This window comes from Curtobacterium sp. 260 (assembly GCF_030803485.1).
Classification (GTDB): Bacteria; Actinomycetota; Actinomycetes; order Actinomycetales; family Microbacteriaceae; genus Curtobacterium.
Genome location: NZ_JAURUY010000001.1, coordinates 298,230 through 315,492, shown reverse-complemented (window position 1 = coordinate 315,492; position 17,263 = coordinate 298,230). Strand labels below are relative to the sequence as shown.

General features: G+C 71.4%; 17 protein-coding genes. 6 read left to right on the top strand and 11 right to left on the bottom strand.

The genetic code is table 11. The annotated features are described in order from the left end of the window. Positions 1-172: 172 nt before the first annotated feature. Positions 173-1,096: a hypothetical protein gene (locus tag J2X59_RS01550; protein WP_326495450.1), complete on the top strand. Its 924-nt coding sequence runs from the start codon at positions 173-175 to the stop codon at positions 1,094-1,096. 183 nt (positions 1,097-1,279) lie between these two features. Here the strand turns inward: J2X59_RS01550 and rplL are convergent, their stop codons facing one another. From rplL to J2X59_RS01530, 4 genes are all read right to left on the bottom strand, one after another. Then, positions 1,280-1,663, bottom strand: a complete 384-nt coding sequence (gene rplL / locus J2X59_RS01545; RefSeq protein ID WP_066655204.1) for a 50S ribosomal protein L7/L12 — start codon at positions 1,661-1,663, stop codon at positions 1,280-1,282. A 51-nt stretch (positions 1,664-1,714) separates the two neighbouring features. After that, a complete protein-coding gene (gene rplJ / locus J2X59_RS01540) occupies positions 1,715-2,230 on the bottom strand; it encodes a 50S ribosomal protein L10 (RefSeq protein ID WP_058727460.1) in 516 nt (171 codons plus the stop codon). Between the two features lie 266 nt (positions 2,231-2,496). Beyond that, positions 2,497-3,945 (bottom strand): sensor histidine kinase, encoded by a 1,449-nt coding sequence (locus tag J2X59_RS01535; RefSeq protein ID WP_326495449.1) that lies wholly within the window; start codon positions 3,943-3,945, stop codon positions 2,497-2,499. Continuing rightward, complete coding sequence (locus J2X59_RS01530) at positions 3,942-4,682, bottom strand: response regulator transcription factor (RefSeq protein ID WP_144411339.1); 741 nt, start codon at positions 4,680-4,682, stop codon at positions 3,942-3,944. Before J2X59_RS01530 ends, J2X59_RS01535 begins: the two co-directional genes overlap by 4 nt. A 137-nt stretch (positions 4,683-4,819) precedes the next feature. On the opposite strand from J2X59_RS01530, the gene J2X59_RS01525 reads away from it, so the two are divergent. Genes J2X59_RS01525 through J2X59_RS01515 form a run of 3 tightly spaced genes read left to right on the top strand, consistent with a single transcriptional unit; the run spans position 4,820 to position 7,934 of the window. Beyond that, positions 4,820-5,860 carry an acyl-CoA dehydrogenase gene (locus J2X59_RS01525; protein ID WP_326495448.1) on the top strand — a complete coding sequence of 347 codons (1,041 nt, stop codon included), beginning with the start codon at positions 4,820-4,822 and terminating at the stop codon, positions 5,858-5,860. Next, positions 5,857-7,206 carry a bifunctional PIG-L family deacetylase/class I SAM-dependent methyltransferase gene (locus tag J2X59_RS01520; RefSeq protein WP_326495447.1) on the top strand — a complete coding sequence of 450 codons (1,350 nt, stop codon included), beginning with the start codon at positions 5,857-5,859 and terminating at the stop codon, positions 7,204-7,206. The genes J2X59_RS01525 and J2X59_RS01520 overlap by 4 nt, the downstream gene beginning before the upstream one ends. Next, positions 7,203-7,934 carry a glycosyltransferase gene (locus tag J2X59_RS01515; protein WP_326495446.1) on the top strand — a complete coding sequence of 244 codons (732 nt, stop codon included), beginning with the start codon at positions 7,203-7,205 and terminating at the stop codon, positions 7,932-7,934. The genes J2X59_RS01520 and J2X59_RS01515 overlap by 4 nt, the downstream gene beginning before the upstream one ends. A 50-nt stretch (positions 7,935-7,984) precedes the next feature. Here the strand turns inward: J2X59_RS01515 and J2X59_RS01510 are convergent, their stop codons facing one another. The 6 genes from J2X59_RS01510 to J2X59_RS01485 form a co-directional block, all read right to left on the bottom strand. After that, positions 7,985-8,953 carry a TolB family protein gene (locus J2X59_RS01510; RefSeq protein WP_326495445.1) on the bottom strand — a complete coding sequence of 323 codons (969 nt, stop codon included), beginning with the start codon at positions 8,951-8,953 and terminating at the stop codon, positions 7,985-7,987. Between the two features lie 153 nt (positions 8,954-9,106). Next, positions 9,107-9,934, bottom strand: a complete 828-nt coding sequence (locus J2X59_RS01505) for a carbohydrate ABC transporter permease (protein WP_235426348.1) — start codon at positions 9,932-9,934, stop codon at positions 9,107-9,109. Between the two features lie 4 nt (positions 9,935-9,938). Further along, positions 9,939-10,934: a carbohydrate ABC transporter permease gene (locus J2X59_RS01500; RefSeq protein WP_200884102.1), complete on the bottom strand. Its 996-nt coding sequence runs from the start codon at positions 10,932-10,934 to the stop codon at positions 9,939-9,941. Between the two features lie 170 nt (positions 10,935-11,104). Beyond that, positions 11,105-12,406, bottom strand: a complete 1,302-nt coding sequence (locus J2X59_RS01495; protein WP_209685059.1) for an ABC transporter substrate-binding protein — start codon at positions 12,404-12,406, stop codon at positions 11,105-11,107. 159 nt (positions 12,407-12,565) lie between these two features. Beyond that, positions 12,566-13,723: a Gfo/Idh/MocA family protein gene (locus J2X59_RS01490; protein ID WP_326495444.1), complete on the bottom strand. Its 1,158-nt coding sequence runs from the start codon at positions 13,721-13,723 to the stop codon at positions 12,566-12,568. Continuing rightward, positions 13,720-14,466: a sugar phosphate isomerase/epimerase family protein gene (locus tag J2X59_RS01485; protein ID WP_326495443.1), complete on the bottom strand. Its 747-nt coding sequence runs from the start codon at positions 14,464-14,466 to the stop codon at positions 13,720-13,722. Before J2X59_RS01485 ends, J2X59_RS01490 begins: the two co-directional genes overlap by 4 nt. Positions 14,467-14,609: 143 nt before the next feature. Here J2X59_RS01485 and J2X59_RS01480 point away from each other — a divergent pair, with 143 nt between their 5' ends. Next, positions 14,610-15,821 carry an ROK family transcriptional regulator gene (locus J2X59_RS01480; protein ID WP_066655230.1) on the top strand — a complete coding sequence of 404 codons (1,212 nt, stop codon included), beginning with the start codon at positions 14,610-14,612 and terminating at the stop codon, positions 15,819-15,821. A 59-nt stretch (positions 15,822-15,880) separates the two neighbouring features. Then, the gene (locus J2X59_RS01475; protein WP_066655232.1) at positions 15,881-16,636 is read left to right on the top strand and encodes a YqaJ viral recombinase family protein; all 756 of its coding nucleotides are present in this window, start codon (positions 15,881-15,883) and stop codon (positions 16,634-16,636) included. Here the strand turns inward: J2X59_RS01475 and J2X59_RS01470 are convergent. After that, on the bottom strand, positions 16,633-17,241 hold the full coding sequence (locus J2X59_RS01470; RefSeq protein WP_326495442.1) for a Pr6Pr family membrane protein: 609 nt from the start codon (positions 17,239-17,241) through the stop codon (positions 16,633-16,635). The two genes, J2X59_RS01475 and J2X59_RS01470, sit on opposite strands and share 4 nt — an antisense overlap. Positions 17,242-17,263: the final 22 nt, after the last annotated feature.

The window sequence follows — 17,263 nt, the reverse complement described above, 5'->3', positions numbered from 1 at the left end:
CGCGCCCGTGCCCCGAGACTCGGCCCCGCGGACACTTTCGCACTCGAGCACCCACGAACGTGTCCGCAGGGGCGAGTCTCACGCTCCATCCACACGTCGCCACGAACACAGCAGGACCCACAGATCGCCTCCCCTGCCGCCTGTTCCGCAGTGGGAGCCTGACAGTGGAGGTGTGCGACACCACCGAGAACGACCCACCCTGCTGCGCGCCGACGGTGACGACTCACGCGCGCGGACCCTCCGCCGACAACACCGCGCTGGCCTCCTCGTCCGGCTCCGCGCCGGCACGTACCTGGCTCGCACGTCCTGGGTCGAGCTCGATCAAGCCGACCGGCACCTCGTCCGCATCTGGGCGGTCGCGCCGGTCGTACCCACCGGAGCTGCGTTCTCCCACGTGTCCGCGGCACTCGTGCACGGCTGGCCCCTGGTCGGCCCGGCGCCCGAGCGCGTCCACGTGACGGTTCCGGGGGCCGAGCGCACCGTCCACCGGGCCGGCCTCGTCCTCCACGCGACCGGTGGCGCGCAGGTGCGGCTGGCCCCGGCCCGCCTCGATGGTTTCCCGGTCACGGACCTGGTGACCACGGCATCGACGGTCGCGACCTCGATGCCCGTGCACGTGGCTGCCGTGGCGATCGACGGGGCGGTGCGCGCCGGTGCGCTGACACCGTCCGAGCTCGCCACAGCACTCCCGGCCGGCCCTGCGCGCGGATCTCGACGAGCGCAGACCGTGCTGCGGGCGCTCGACGCTCGGCACGAGACCGTCGGTGAGTCCTACACGGCCGTCCGGCTGGTCGAGAGCGGCATCGACCGGGTGGTACCGCAGCACGAGTTCCGCCACGACCACGTCGTCGACCGCGTCGACTTCTGGCTCCCGGACAGCGGGACGGTCATCGAGTTCGACGGGAAGGTCAAGTACACCGACCCGATGATGCTCGCGGGCAGGGACCCGGGTGAGGTCGCCTGGGCGGAGAAGCGCCGGGAGGACCGACTCCGACAGCGGAGCGAGGTGCGGACCGTCATCCGCGTGACGTGGTGGCACCTGGAACGACTGGATCGTTTCCAGGGCCTCTTCCGGGCGCACGGGCTGGTGCTGTGAGACGAGACTCGGCCCCGCGGACGACTTCGCGGCACGTGAACCACGAATGTGTCCGCGAAGCCGAGTCTCGCGACGCGGACCGCCGGACCGCCGGACCGCCCGGCCGCCGGCAGCGCGCCCCGCGCACGACGAAGGCCGCCACCCCGAGGGGCAGCGGCCTTCGCGAAGAGCAGTACGCAGTACTTACGCGAGCTCGATCGTGGCGCCGGCGGCCTCGAGGGCCTCCTTCGCCTTGTCGGCCGTCTCCTTGTTGACGCCCTCGAGGATCTTGGCGTCGGCGGTCTCGACGAGCGCCTTGGCCTCGCCCAGGCCGAGCGACGTGAGGCCACGGACCTCCTTGATGACCTGGATCTTCTTGTCACCGGCCGACTTGAGCACGACGTCGAACTCGGTCTTCTCCTCGACCTCCTCGGCGGGGGCAGCAGCGCCACCGGCCGCGGCGACCGCGACGGGGGCAGCAGCGGTGACCTCGAAGACCTCCTCGAACTTCTTCACGAAGTCCGAGAGCTCGATGAGCGTGAGCTCCTTGAAGGCCTCGATGAGCTCGTCCTGCGAAAGCTTCGCCATGATTTTCTCCTACTACTAGCTAGTACGTGTGGTTGATGAACGCGTGCCTGGTCAGGCCGCGGACTCCTGCTTCTCGCGGAGGGCGTCCACGGTGCGGACGGCCTGCGAGAGGGGTGCTTGGAACAGGTACGCAGCACCGAACAGCGAGGCCTTGAAGGCGCCGGCGAGCTTGCCGAGCAGCACTTCGCGGGACTCGAGGTCAGCGAGCTTGTCCACCTCGGTCGCGGTGAGCGGGTTACCGTCGAAGTAACCGCCCTTGACCACGAGCTGAGGGTTCGCCTTGGCGAATGCACGCAGCGACTTCGCGACGGCGACGGTGTCACCGTGGACGAAGGCGAGAGCGGACGGACCGGCGAGCTCGTCGTCGAACGAGGTGATGCCGGAGTTGTTCGCCGCGATCTTGGTCAGCGTGTTCTTCACCACGGCGTACGTGGCGTGCTCACGGATCGAGTTGCGGAGCTCCTTGAGCTGCGCCACCGTGAGACCGCGGTACTCGGTGAGCAGAACGGCGTTCGAGCTCTGGAATGCTTCCGTGAGCTCGGCGACCGCAGCTTCCTTGTTCGCCATGGTTCTCCTTGGGGTTCTTGCCGGCTAGCCCCTGGTCACCACACGAAAAAAGCTCCGGCGCAGAGGCTCGGAGCTGCTCCCCCGCGAACGGGAGGAGTGGATCTGAACACCTGCGCTGGCTGCCCCACGAGTGAGGACCTTCGGTCTGTGCGCGAGCGCACAGACGACCGGCGGTCTTTGGCTTCGACGAAGGTACCACAGGATCGGACGGTGACCAAGCGCCGGACGGGAGGCGCGGGGCGGCGCCGCCCCGTTCCTCCAGACCGTCAGGCGGTCGGCGTCACCGTGCCGGACGCGACCGCCGGCCGCGTGGCCGGCAGGTGCACCGTGAACACCGTGTCGCCGGGTCGGCTCGTGACCGCGACGCTGCCGCCGTGCGCCTGCACGACCGCGTCGACGATGGCCAGGCCGAGACCGGTCGACCCGGCGCTCCGCGACCGCGAGCTGTCTGCCCGGGCGAACCGTTCGAACAGCTTCGGCAGGAACTCCGGGTCGATGCCCTGCCCGTCGTCGCGCACGGTCAGGTCGACGCCGCCCGCCACGGGTGCGATGCCGACCGTGATGCGGGTCCCCTCCGGGGTGTGCGTCCGCGCGTTCGTCACGAGGTTCACGACCACCTGGTGGAGTCGGGCGGCATCACCGGGCACGACCACGGGTTCGTCCGGCACGTCCACCGCGATGACGTGGTCCGGCGACGCGGCGTGGGCGTCGTTCACCGCGTCGAGCACCAGACCGGTCAGGTCGACGTCGGCGAACTGGACCTCGCGGCCCTCATCGAGGCGGGCGAGCAGGAGCAGGTCCTCGACCATGCTCGTCATGCGCTCCGACTCCGACTCGATCCGGCTCATGGCGTACACGACGTCCGGCGGCAGGTCCGCGCCCATCCGTCGGGTCAGCTCGGCGTACCCGCGGACCGACGCGAGCGGGGTGCGGAGCTCGTGCGAGGCGTCGGCGACGAACTGCCGGACCTTCTGCTCCGAGCGCTCCCGGGCCTGCATGGCGCCCGCGATGTGTCCGAGCATGCGGTTGAAGGCGGTCCCGACCCGGCCGACCTCCGTCCGTGGGTCGGTGTCGGGGACGCGGACGCCGTCGAGTGCGTCGCTCCGTTCGAGCGCCATCCGGGCGACGGACGACGCGGTCTCGGCCACGCGCTCGAGCGGGCGGAGCGAGCGGCGCACCACGACCGCGGCGACCCCGGTCGCTGCGAGCAGGGCGAGTGCGGTGACCACGAGCACCACGCCGAAGAGCTTCCAGACGCTCTCGTACACGGGCGCCATCGGCAGGCCGACGACGAGGACCGCGGATCCGAGCGACACCGCGGTGACCCGGTAGCGGCCGAGGTCGGTGCCCAGGTCGACGGTCTGGGCCGAGCCGTCGACGGTGACGTCCCCGAGCGGCCGCACGGCGGAGGACGCCAGCCGGTCGACGTCGCCGGCGTTGTCGAGCACGCTGCCGACGACGGCGTTGCCGTTCAGGAAGTAGGCCGTCAACGTGCCGGCCGACTGCCCGCTCGGTCGACCGATCTCGAGCCCGGGGCCGCCCGGTCCCTGCTGCTCGACCGACCGCTGGGCGCGCGTCGTCGCGAACGAGAGCTGCTCGTCGATCGCCGCACGCTGGATCGAGAACAGCGCGATGATGCTGCCCGCCCCGATCACCGTGCTGAGCGCGACGACGATCGCGACGATGCTCAGGACGAGCCGTCGTCGGAGCGTCACGAGGTCGGCTTGATGACGTACCCGACGCCGCGCACCGTGTGGATCATCGGGGTCTCGCCGGCGTCGATCTTCTTGCGCAGGTAGGAGATGTAGATCTCCACGACGGAGCTCTTGCCGCCGAAGTCGTACGACCACACCCGGTCCAGGATCTGCGCCTTGGAGAGCACCCGCCGGGGGTTGCGCATGAGGAAGCGGAGCAGCTCGAACTCGGTCGCCGTGAGCTCGATGGATCGACCGGCACGGGACACCTCGTACGACTCCTCGTCGAGCACCAGGTCGCCGACGACGATGCGGGAGTCACCGGCCTCGGACACCGAGATCTGCGAGCGACGGATGAGCCCACGGAGGCGCGCCACGACCTCCTCGAGGGAGAACGGCTTGGTCACGTAGTCGTCGCCGCCGGCGGTCAACCCGGTGACCCGGTCCTCGACGGAGTCCTTCGCGGTGAGGAACAGCACCGGGGTGTCGTCGTTGTTCTGTCGGAGCCGACCGAGCACCTGCAACCCGTCGAGGTCGGGCATCATCACGTCGAGCACCATCGCGTCGGGCTGCCACTCACGGGCCGTGGCGAGGGCCTGTTGACCGCCGTTCGCGCTCCTGACGTCCCAGCCCTCGTAGCGCAGCGCCATCGACAGCAGGTCGGTGAGGCTGGCCTCGTCGTCCACGACGAGGATGCGCAACGGCGTGCCGTCGGCGCGGGTGAGGCGGGGGGCTGCTGCGGGCTGGGAGATCGTCACGTCATCGAGGATCGGTGTGGTTCCTATGAGCTGTCTGTGGGCCTGCCCTCCTCGTCCTGTGGATCGTCCGACCGGTCCCGGGGCTCGTCGACGCTTCCCGAGCAGCCGCCCGGGCGGTCGCCCGTAGCGTCGGCACCATGCTGCGATCCCCGGCCTGGCCCCCGTCCGTGACGGACGTCGACACCGCGGACGTCGAGGCGGCGGCCGGGAGGACCGGCTCGTCCCCGCAGGACCGGCTCGCCTTCGCACGGTGGCTGGCCGACACCGCTCCACCCCTGTCCGCAGGATCCGCCGGCGGCGCGTTCGCGGCCCTCGCCGCGGTCGCCGCCGCCGACGTCGCGCTCGCCCGCACCGTCGAACCGCACCTCGACGCGCTCGGCATCCTCGCCCAGGCCGGTTCGGCCGCCCCGGAGGGCTCGACGTGGGGCGTCTTCGCGGCCGAGGCACCGGGGACGACGCTCACCGCGACCCCTGACCCCGCCGCCGGTCCCGACGCCGTCCGGCTCGACGGGACGAAGCCCTGGTGCTCGCTCGCGTCGACGCTCTCGCACGCGCTCGTCACCGCGCACGTCGGTGACGACCGGCAGCTGTTCGCGGTCGACCTGCGACAGGAGGGTGTCACGGCGCACGACGAGGCCTGGGTCGCGCGCGGGATGCCCGACGTCCCGAGCGGCCCGGTCGACTGTGCCGGCGTCCGGGCGACCGCGGTCGGCGCGCCCGGCTGGTACCTCACCCGCCCGGGCTTCGCCTGGGGCGGCATCGGCGTCGCGGCCTGCTGGTGGGGCGGAGCCGTCGGGCTCGCCCGGCTGCTGCGGTCCGCCGCAGCGGGCCGACCCGACGCCGAGCTGCTCCGGGCAGCGCTCGGCGCGACGGTCCTCGACCTCGCCGACGCCGAGGACGCCCTGGCGACCGCCGCCGCCCGGATCGACGCAGCCGGGTCGGACGACGACACCGACTGGTCGCTCGTGGCGCAGGTCACGCGGTCGCGGGTCCGTCGCGCGGTCGACGCCGTGTCGCAGCGCGTCGTCGCGACGCTCGGCCCCGCCCCGCTGACGAGCGACCCCGCGGTCGCCGCACGGGTCGCCGACCTCGGGCTCTACGTGCTGCAGGACCACGGGGAGCGCGACCTCGCCCGGGTCGGACGCATCGTCACCGAACGCGGCGGTGTCGCGTGGTGAGCTTCGACCACCGCGAACCCGGGACCGATCCCGCGGCGTGGACGGCGTTCCTCCGCTCGGTGCCCGCGGTGCCGGTCGACCTGCACGGTGTCGGCTCGGTGGTCGTCGTCGCGCCGCACCCCGACGACGAGACCCTCGGCGCCGGTGGCCTGATCGCGACGGCCGCGGACGCCGGCATCCCCGTCCACGTGCTGCTCGTCACCCGCGGCGAGCGCTCGCACCCGGACTCCCCCACGGTGACACCCGCGGAGCTCGCGCCCCGTCGGGCCGCCGAGTTCCGGGCCGCGCTGCGCGTGCTGCACCCGACGGCCGGCGCGACCGAGCTCGACGTGCCCGACGGCGCGGTGCGGGAACACGTCGACGTGCTGCGCGCCGCACTCGAGCACCGCCTCGCCGGGGGGCCGCGCCCGACGCTCGTCGTCGCGCCCTGGCGCGGGGACGGCCACCGCGACCACCGGATCGCCGGCGAGGTCGCGGAGCAGGTGGTCGACGCGACGCCGGGCACCGACCTGCTCGCGTACCCGGTGTGGGCCTGGCACTGGGACGACCCGGCTGCTCCGACCGCTCCGTGGGACCGGGCCCGCGCGCTCACCCTCGACGCTGACGTCCGTGACCGGAAGGCCCGGGCGCTGGCCGCCTACCCGTCGCAGACGCTGCCGCTGTCGGCAGCGCCTGGGGACGAGGCGATCGTCGACGACCGCCACGCGGCGCACCACCTGCGGATCGAGGAGTGGCTGTTCGCGCCGGTGCGGTCGCGCTCCGGGGACTCCTTCGACGCGCACTACGCGCGGAAGCCCGAGGGGTGGGACTTCGACGGCTCCTGGTACGAGCAACGGAAGCGCGCCGTCACCCTGGCCGCACTCCCCCGCCCCCGCTTCCGGTCGGCGCTCGAGCTCGGCTGCGCGACCGGCGTGCTCACCGCGGCCCTCACCGAGCGCGCGGACGCGGTCCTCGGCACGGACGTCGCTGCCGCCGCGATCGAGCGGGCGGAGCGACGGGCACCGGGCGCCCGGTTCGAGACCGCCGCGTTCCCCGCCGAGTGGCCGGACGGTCGGTGGGACCTGGTGGTGCTCTCCGAGGTCGGCTACTACCTGTCACCGGACGACCTCGACCGCACCGTCGACCGGGTGCTCGAGACGCTCGACGACGACGGCGTGCTCGTCGCCTGCCACTGGCGCCACCCGGACGACGACGCGGTGACCGACGGCGACACGGTGGACGCGCGGCTGGCCGCCCGCTGGCCGCGGCCCGCACTCGTCCGCCACGTCGAGGAGGACTTCGTGCTCAGTGTGCTGCCGGGACCCGCCGTCACCTCGGTCGCCCGGGCCGAGGGGCTCGTCCGGTGAGCGCCACCCGCATCGACGTCGTCGTCCCGGTGCACGACGAGGAGACCTCCGTCCGCGCCGCCCTCGACGCACTGGCGACCGCCGTCACGTCACTCCACGACGCGCACCCGTCGACCCGGGCCTCCGTGACGCTCGTCCTCGACGGCTGCACGGACGGCACGGCCGGCATCGTCGAGACGGCGCGGCAGGCGGACCCCGTGTGGCGGACGGGTCGCCTGCACGTCAGGACCTCGTCGCGCGTCGGCGTGGGTCGCGCGCGGGCACTCGGCACCGCGCACGCGAGGACCCTCGCCCGGGCGACCCCGCCCGGCCGGCACTGGTTCGCGCACACCGACGCCGACTCGCGCGTCCACCCGGACTGGCTCGTGCAGCAGGTGGACGCCCTGCTCGCCGGGGCGCACGTGCTCGTCGGCGCGGTCGTCCCCGACCCGGACGACCTCGACCCCGCGGTGCTCGACCGCTGGCGGGCGGCACACCCGCCCGGGGCGACCCTCGGGCACGTGCACGGCGCGAACCTCGGCGTGCGGGCGGACGCCGACACCGCGTTGGGCGGCTTCGACCCCGTGCCCGAGCACGAGGACGTCCGACTGGTGGACCGGGCACGGGCACTCGGCCTCGACGTCCGGGCGACGACCGAGCTCCCGGTGGTCACGAGCGGACGCTTCGCCGGCCGGACCCCCGGTGGGTACGCGGAGCACCTCCGTCGCACCTACGGCGACGCCGGCTGACCCGCCCCTCCGGACCCCGCCCGCCCCTCCCGTGGGACGGCCCGACGCGCTCAGGAGACGGAGTAGTCGCAGTACGCGAACCAGCGCGAGTCGGGCGACCACGGCGGGACGTTGACCGTGCCCTGGCCGCCGTCGAGCGCGACGAGGGTCTCGGGCACGACGGCGATCCGCGCGCCCCGGGCCAGGACCCCGGGCAGCAGCCGCAGCTCGACCCGGTGGTCGGCGGGGTGCCCCTGCACGCCGGGCTCGTACGACAGGTAGAGCAGGTGCGCGCCGTCCGGGGACAGGTGCGGGAACCAGTTCACGCGGTCGTCGGCGGTGATCTGCACGGGACCGCCCGCACCGCCGTCGCCCGCAGCGCCGTCGGCCCCGAGCCGGAGCGACGCGAGCTGCGCGGTGCCCGGCGTGAACCGCTCGGTGTTGAACAGGACGGTGGCGCCGTCCGGCGTGATCGCGCTCCCGTCGTCGGGGTGGGGGTCCCGCGTGAGGAAGGTGGTGTCGCCGGACACTGCGTCGACGAGGGCGACGTCGGTCGTCCAGACCCCGTCCGGCGTGCGCTCCCCCACGATCGCCGCGAGGGTCGAGCCGTCGGGCGCGATGCCGTGCAGGTAGTACTTCCGGACCACCGGCAGCACCGCGGCGGTGTCGGTGATGCGTGCCGCCGACCCGCCCTCGGGCAACGGGACCCGGTACAGCTCGCCGTCGCGGGCGCTCACCACCACGGAGTCGTCGCCGGGGTCGAGCACGTGGTCGTTGTTGATCTCGTCGATGCCCGGCATCGGCACGCGGACGAGGGCGGTCTCGTCGAGCACCGTGTCGCTGCCCGCCGCCGGCGGGGTCAGGAGCCAGAGGTCCCCGTCGCCGTTCAGCACGAGCGTGCCGTCGTCGCGCACGTTCGGCGCCTCGACGAGCACCCGGTCCGACGAGAACACGAGCCTCGACGTCCGGGTCTCGACGTCGTACACGTGCACCCGGCTGCTCTGCCCCGGCAGCAGCTGCCGTCCTCGCTTCCCCGTCATCTGTCCATCCTGTCGCATCGGACCACGCACCGACGAGACTCGGCCCGGCGGACAGTTCCACGGGCGAAGTCCCGCGAAACTGTCCGTCGAGCCGAGTCTCGGGTAGGCCAGTCGGGCCCGCCAGCCGGGCCCGGCCGGGGCAGCCGGGAGCGCCTACTTCACCGCACCCGCGGTCAGACCGGCCACGAACTGGCGCTGCACGATGAGGAACGCCACCACGACCGGGATCGAGACGACGAGCGACGCCGCCATGATCTGGTTCCAGTACACGTTCGTCTGCGTGGAGTACTGCTGCAGACCGTTCGCGAGCAGCTGCCCGTCGCCGTTCGTCATCACCGAGGCGAAGAGGACCTCGCCCCACGCGGTCATGAACGAGTAGATGCCGACCGCGACGAGCCCGGGTCGCGCCGAGGGCAGGATGACCCGGAACAGCGCGCCCATCGGGCCGGAGCCGTCGACCATCGCGGCCTCGTCGAGCTCCCGCGGGATCGTCTCGAAGTACCCGGACAGCATCCAGATCGAGAACGGCAGTGTGAACGTCAGGTAGGTGATGATCAGGCCGAGCCACGACCCGACGAGCTGGATGCCGAGCGCGTTGCCGAGGTTCGTGAAGATGAGGAACAGCGGCAGCAGGAACAGCACGCCCGGGAACATCTGGGTGGAGAGCACCGCGGTGGTGAAGGTGCTCTTGCCCTTGAAGTTCCAGCGCGAGACACCGTACGCGGCGAACGTGGCGATGATCAGCGAGAACAGCGTCGCGATCGTGCAGACCACGAGCGAGTTCACGAAGTACTTCGCCAGCGGCACCGTCGACCACATGTCGATGAACGGCTGGAGGGTGATGTTGGTCGGGATCCACGTGAAGTTGTCCTGCACGTCGCCGAGCGGCTTCATCGCCGTGGTGATCATCACGTAGAGCGGGACGACCGTGAACAACGTCAACAGGACGATCGTGACGACCTTGAAGGACTTGGCGCCCATTGTTTCACGCACGGACGGACCTCCGGTTGGTCACGGCCAGGTAGATGCCCGTGACGATGAGCAGGAAGATGAGGAGCAGCACGCTCATCGCGGCGCCGGAACCGAAGTTCCAGGTGATGAACGACGCGTTGTAGATGTGGAAGCTGAGCAGGTCGGCGGCCGGCGGCTGCGCGGTCGAGCCGAACAGCACGTACGGCGTGTTGAAGTCGTTGAACGTCCAGAGGAACATCACGAGCACGAGCGTCACGTTGACCGGGCGGACCATCGGCAGCGTGATGGAGCGCCACTGGCGGAAGGGCTTCGCACCGTCCACCGACGCGGCCTCGTACACGTCGTTCGGCACCGACTGCAGGCCCGCCATGAGCATGAGGAACGCGAACGGCCAGGTCTTCCAGATCGCGACGACGACGACCGAGACGAACGCGTTCGAGCCGATCAGCCAGAACGGTCCCTGCCCACCGAAGAGTCCGAGCTGGTCGACGAGGACGTGGTTCACGGCACCGGAGTCCCGCTGGAACATGAACTTCCAGGTGATGATGCCGGCGTACATCGGCAGCGCGTACGGCACGAGGAAGAGCGTGCGGAAGAGCCCGCGGCCCTTGAAGGGCTTCTGCAGCGCGACCGCCGCAGCCATGCCGAAGGTCCACGCCAGCGCGACGACGATGACCGTGTAGCCGCAGGTGATGAGGAACGAGTTGAGGACGCCCTTGCCGATGGCCTGGTCGAAGTCGATGGCGACCGAGTAGTTCCGCAGCCCGGCGAAGGGCGCGGCTCCCCAGTTCGCGATGAAGTACTTGGTGAGCTGCACGAACGAGATCCAGATGCCGGTGAGCATCGGCACGATGTGGATGAGCAGCTCGAAGAGGACCGCTGGCGCGACGAGCGCGTACGGCAGCCAGTGGCGCTTCGGCTTCCGACCCGGCTGCGGCCCCGACAGGGTCGGTGCCTTCGTGTGGGTCAGGTCGATGCGCTCGGAGTCGGGCAGGACCGAGGTGGTCATGGGTGGGGGCCTTCCGGCAGGAGGGGGATCGGTGCTTCGCGCGGGTCCGTGGCAGCGGACGGGAGGCGCGGCGTGCGTGAGCCGATGCGCTCACTCCCGGCGCGGGGCCGGGTGTGGAGGGGCGAGGCCCGGGTCGCGTCCTGCGGACGCACCCCGGGCCTCCCGGCCGACTAGCCGACCGACTGCGAGACCTGGTCCTGCGCGGTCTGCAGGGCCGTCTTGATGTCGCTGTCGGACACCGTGCCGCCGGTCGCGATCTTGGCGAACATGTCGTTCATCGCCTTGCCGACGGTCGACTCGAACTGGTCCTCGGCGGGCACCAGCGGGAGCGGCTTCGCCTTGTTGTTGTAGATGTCGAGGAACGTCTTCGTCTGCTCGTCGGAGACCGAGTCGGCAGCCGAGGCGAGCACCGGCAGGGCCGAGTACGGCTTGTCGAGCGTCGTCTGGGTGTCCTCGCTCGTCATGTACTTGACGAACTTCAGCGCACCGTCCTTGTTCTTCGTGTTCTTGAAGATCGACAGGTTGATGCCGGCGGGGAAGGAGGCGATGTCCTTCGCACCCTCGGGTGCCGGGAAGGGCACCACGCCGAAGTCGTCGGCGGACATGCCGTTCGACGTGATCGTGGCGTTGGCGTTGTTCTGCGTCAGCATCATCGCGGCCTTCTTGTTCGCGAAGTCCGACACCGCCTGCGTGCCGTTGTCGTACTGCGCGTTCGAGGTGTTGACCGCCTTGTCGGACTGCATCAGGTCGAGGTAGCGCTTGATGCCGTCGACGTTCGCCTTCTGGGTGAAGGTCGGGTTGCCGTCCTCGTCGAACCACTCGCCGCCGTTCTGCGCCGAGTTGATGAAGGCGAAGTGCGCGTTCTCGGTGTACGAGCCACCGGCGATGGTGAAGCCGTACTTGCCGTCGGTGGTGAGCTTCTTCGCGTCGGCGGTCAGCTCCTCCCACGTGGTGGGTGCCTCGAGGCCGGCGTCCTTGAACATCTGCTTGTTGTAGTACAGGCCGTAGGCGAGGCCGTAGAGCGGGACGCTCGTGACGGTCTTGCCCGGAGCACCACCGGTGGACAGCGCGACCTTGCCGAACTTGTCGGCACCGCCGATCGCCTCCATCTCCGAGTCACCGAACTCCTGGAAGGCGCCGGTGGCCTGGAGCGACGTCGCCCAGGTGTTGCCGATGTTGACCACGTCCGGGCCCTGGCCCGAGGTGACGGCGGTGGTGATCTTCGTCTGCAGGTCGTTCCAGCCGATGACCTGGAGGTCCACCTTGATCCCGGTCTCCTTGGTGAACTTCTCGAGGACGGGGGTGAGCACCTCCTTGTCGTTCTGCAGGGACGTGCCCTGGTTGGACGCCCAGTACGTGAGCGTCTTCGAGTCGCCGGAGGAACCGGACGACCCGGAGGAGCAGGCCGCCAGGCCGGTCACGGTGAGTGCCGCGGCCGCGGTGATGGCCAGTGCGCGGATGGCAGTGCGCATGACTCTCTACTTTCTCGTCGTTGAGATGGTGCGAAGGGGTGTACGTGTCGGGTGCTGCTGTGTGCGTGCCGGTCGACGTCGCCGTCACCGGCGTGCGGGGTCGTCCCGATGCCCTGCCCGGGTGTGCCGTCGTCCGCGGACGGACGCCGGCGCGTCCGGTCAGGACAGGGTCGACTCCGCGGGGTCCCAGCCCTCGGGGAGGGTCGGGGAGGGTGCGACGGTGCTCTCCACGAGCACCGTCTCACCACGTTCTGCCGCCTCGGCGATGGAGACCATCACGTCGAGGACGTGGAAGGCGAGGTCGCCGGGGACCCGGTTCTCCTCACCCGCACGGAGGGAGCGGGCCAGGTCGACCACGCCCGTCCCCCGCGAGTAGGTGGACCCGACGGCGGGGATCGTCTCGGGCTCGTCGGCGCCGAGCACGTACAGCTCGGTGTCGCCGTCGAAGTCGTTCGGGTCCGGGAACACGACGGTCCCCGTCTCCCCCGCGATCTCGACGAAGCCGGTGCGGCCACGGTCGGACTCGAACGAGAACACGCTCTGCGCGCTCCCGCCGTCCTCGAACTGGATCAGCGCCGAGTGGTTCGTCGGCACGTCGACGGGGAACTCCGTCCCGGCCTTCGGACCCGAGCCGATCGTGCGGGTGGCACGGGACTTCGAGGCGGTGGCGGTGACCTTCGCGACGGGTCCGAACGCCTGCACCAGGGTGGTGATGTAGTACGGGCCGATGTCGAACAGCGGGCCGGCGCCGTCCGCGAAGAGGAACTCGGGGCTCGGGTGCCACGACTCCGGGCCGGGGCTCTGGAAGAGCGTCAGACCGTTGAGCGGTGTGCCGATCCGACCGTCGCGGATCGTCCGGAGGGCGGTCTGCAGTCCGGCGCCGAGGAACGTGTCCGGCGCGACGCTGACGGTCCTGCCGGCGGCGCGCGCCGCGTCCCGGAGCTCGGCCGCGCTGGAACGGTCGAGCGCGTAGGGCTTCTCGCCCCAGACGTGCTTGCCCGCGGCGAGGGCGCGGAGGGCGACCTCGACGTGCGCGGCCGGGATGGTCAGGTTCACGACGATCTCGACGTCGTCGTCGGCGAGGAGCTGCTCCACCGAGCCGGATCCGGCGACGCCCCACTTCTCGGCCTGGGCGGCGGCACGTGCCTCGTCGATGTCGGCGATGAACCGGACCTCGACGTCGGGGAAGACCGTGAGGTTCGACAGGTACTGGTCGGAGATGACCCCGGCCCCGATGACGCCGACCCCGACCGGGCCGGTGCGGTGCGCGGCGTCGTCGGACTGCTGCGCGCCCGCCGCGGTCGTCGTGTCGGTCATGCGCGGACCCCCTGCAGGAACGTGTACGAGTCGGCGACGGCCTGGAACACGTCGCCCTCGTGGCCGTCGAGCTCGACGACGTGCTGGGCGTCCGGCGCCGCGGCGACGATGTCGCGGATCGGCATGACGCCGTTGCCCACCGCGACCTGCTTCTCGTCGTCGTGCGAGCCGTCGCCGTCCTTGACGTGCAGGAACTGCACCTTGTCGCCGTACTTGCCGAGGATCGCGACCGGGTCGTCGCCACCGACCGTCACCCAGTAGGTGTCGAGCTCGAGGACGACGTCGTCGGACAGCGCGTCGGCGAAGACCTCGTAGGCGCTCACGCCGTCGATGCGGTTCGAGAACTCGAACGCGTGGTTGTGGTAGCCGAGCACGAGTCCGTGGTCGGCGGCGCGGGGAGCCAGTGCGCTGAGTTCGCGGGCGACGGCCTCGACGTCCTCGCGGGTCGTCCAGCGGGCCTCGTCGATGTGCGGGTCGATGAGCGTCCCCAGCCCGACGGTGACGCTGGCGTGGAGGATGCGCTCGAGGTCCTGCTCCCCGGCGTCCAGCAGACGGGCGTGGCCGCTCGGTGCCTGCAGGCCAGCGGCCGCCAGGGCGTCGCGCAGTTCCTCGGCGCGGTCGACGAAGCCGAAGGCCTCGACGTTCGTGTAACCGATGGACGCGATGCGCTGGAGCGTGCCCGGCAGGTCCGTCGAGAGGGCGTCCCGCACCGTGTAGAGCTGGACCGACAGGGGTTGTGTCACCAGGGGTTCTCCTCGTCGAGATGGTGGATCGTCAGTGATCGAGCGTCACACTATGGCCGCTTCTGTCGGCGGTCAAGCAGAAGTTGCGAAGTCCTCGACAGTCTTCGTTGCGTGGCGCGTTCGATGTGTGCTTCACTCCCGACATGATCGACTTCACCCGGACGGCAGCGTCGCCGCCGGTCGGAGCGAGCGAACTCTTCCAGATCCTCCGCGACGGTGTGCCGCGGACCCGGGCGGAGCTCGCCGCCCTGACGGGACTCGCGCGCTCGACGATCGCCGTGCGCCTGGACGCCCTCGTCGACGTGGGGCTCGTGGGCCCCGTGGAGACCGCCGCGTCGACCGGCGGCCGTCCGCCCGCCCAGGTCGCCCTCGTCCCGCGCGCACGCCTCGTCGTGGCCGCCGACCTCGGTGCCTCGCACGGGCGGGTCGCCGTGACCGACCTCGTCGGGGCCCCGCTCGCGACGCGGGAGGCCGCGATCGACATCGCCGCCGGCCCGGTCCCCACCCTCACGTGGCTGGTCGAGACCGTCGACGAACTGCTCGACGAGGTCGGTCGGCGGCGCGACGACGTCGTCGCGATCGGCATCGGCGTCCCCGGCCCGGTCGAGTTCTCCACCGGGCGCCCGGCGAACCCGCCGATCATGCCGGGCTGGGACGGCTTCGACGTCCCCGGCTGGTTGCGCGGCCACGTCGCCGCGCACGTGCTGGTCGACAACGACGTGAACATCGCCGCGCTCGGTGAACGGGCGTACGGCTGGCCGGACCTGGACCACCTGTTGTTCGTGAAGGTCGCGACCGGTATCGGCTCGGGCATCGTCTCCGACGGGCAGCTCCGCCGGGGCGCGCAGGGCACCGCGGGCGACATCGGTCACGTGCGCGTGTCCCGCGCGGGCGACGTGCCGTGCCACTGCGGCAACACCGGCTGCCTCGAGGCCGTCGCCTCCGGCCCGGCCATCGCCCGCGCCCTGCGGGCGAAGGGCCACGACGTGCACACCAGCGGCGACGTCATCGACCTGGTGAACCGTTCGGAGCTCGACGCGATCGGGGCCGTCCGACAGGCCGGCCGGGACATCGGCGAGGTCCTCGCGACCTGTGTCTCGCTCGTCAACCCGTCCGTGATCACGCTCGGCGGCTCCATCACCCGTGCCGGGGAGCACCTGCTCGCCGGTGTCCGCGAGGTCGTCTACGCCCGCTCGATGCCCCTCGCCACCGAGCACCTCGTGATCGCGCAGTCCCGTGCGGGCTCCGTCGCCGCCCTGCAGGGCGCAGCCGTGCTCGCCCTCGACTACGCGCTCTCCCCCGCCGGCGTCGACGAGCTCGTCGCCCCCGCCGAGGGCCGTCAGCTCGTCTCCTGAGGGCGGACGCCGCGCGCGTCGGTTCGCGCCGTGTCGGCCCGCGGGGTGACAATCGTCCGGTGACGATCGTGCAGCCCACCCTGTGGGGCGACCTGGACCCCGGTCTGGAGGCCCTCCCCGCCTCCGCCGCGCCGGCCACGTCCGCCGTGCGGTCGGCTGCACGCGACGCTGCTCCCGTCGGTCGTCCTGCCGCGGGCCCGCGGTCCGCGCCCGGTGGCCACGATGCGTTCACCGCGCTCCGCGGGCACACCGAGCGGATCGTCGCGCACTCGTCCGACCGGGTGGCATGGCTCCGCGCCCGCGCGATGGGCATCACCGCGACCGACGTCGCACGGCTCGCGTCGCTGCGCGCGGTCGAGACCGTCGTCGCCGAGAAGCGGTACGGCTCCCGGTTCTCGGGCAACGCCTGGACCGAGCACGGCAAGGACCGTGAGCCCGTGATCGCCGCCTGGGTCGCGGCCACGCACGGCATCGAGCCGTCGGCCCACCTCTTCCACGCGAGCACGAACCGTGCGCACCTGGCGACCCCCGACGGCGTCGGCCACGACGCGTCGGACCGACTCGTGCTCGCCGAGATCAAGACAACGGGCAAGGGCTGGCGGAGCATCCCCCGGCACTACCTGCGCCAGGTCTGGTGGCAGCAGTACGTCCTGGGAGCCGACCGCACCCTGTTCGTGTGGGAGCGCCACGACGACTTCGTGCCCGTCGCCGACGAACCCGAGTGCCGGTGGGTGGACCGCGACGACGACCAGATCCGCGGGCTCGTCCAGCTCGCGGACCTCGTGCTCGACAAGCTCCGGACCTTCCGGGTCTAGACCCGCAGCAGACGCAGCCGGCTCATCCCCACCACGAGGATCCCCATGAGCCCGATGGACACCGCGACGCCGAGGCAGTACAGCGCCACGACGCCGTAACCCTGCGCAGGGTCCAGGAACGGGTACGGGACCCACCCGTCGGTCGCGCCGCGGACGAGCACCACGACGAGCCAGACCGCCGGGTAGACCAGGAACCACCAGACGTGCCGGAGGAGCAGCCGCGCCCGGTCGGAGAACACCAGCCAGTCGAGCACGGCGTACAGCGGGACCACCTTGTGCAGCACGTCGTTCGACCACGGCACCGTGTTCGACACCGAGGCCCCGACGAGCAGCGTGTTGTAGACGACGCCCGTCGTGGCGATGTACACCGTCGCCGCACCCCGGAACCCGGTGAGCAGCAGGTTGCTGCGCTGCCGTCGCGCTGCTGCCACCAGGGTCAGTGCGAAGGCCACCGCGACGATGATGTTCGACTGGATCGTGAAGTAGCCGAAGAAGTTCCAGAAGAGGTAGTCCGGCGTCCGGGAGGTCACGAGCCACTGCGCGAGGACCGCGGCGACGACCGCGATCACGGCGACGAGCCGGAGGGAGTTCACGAGGGTCCGCACGAGGCCACGGTATCCGGTCGGA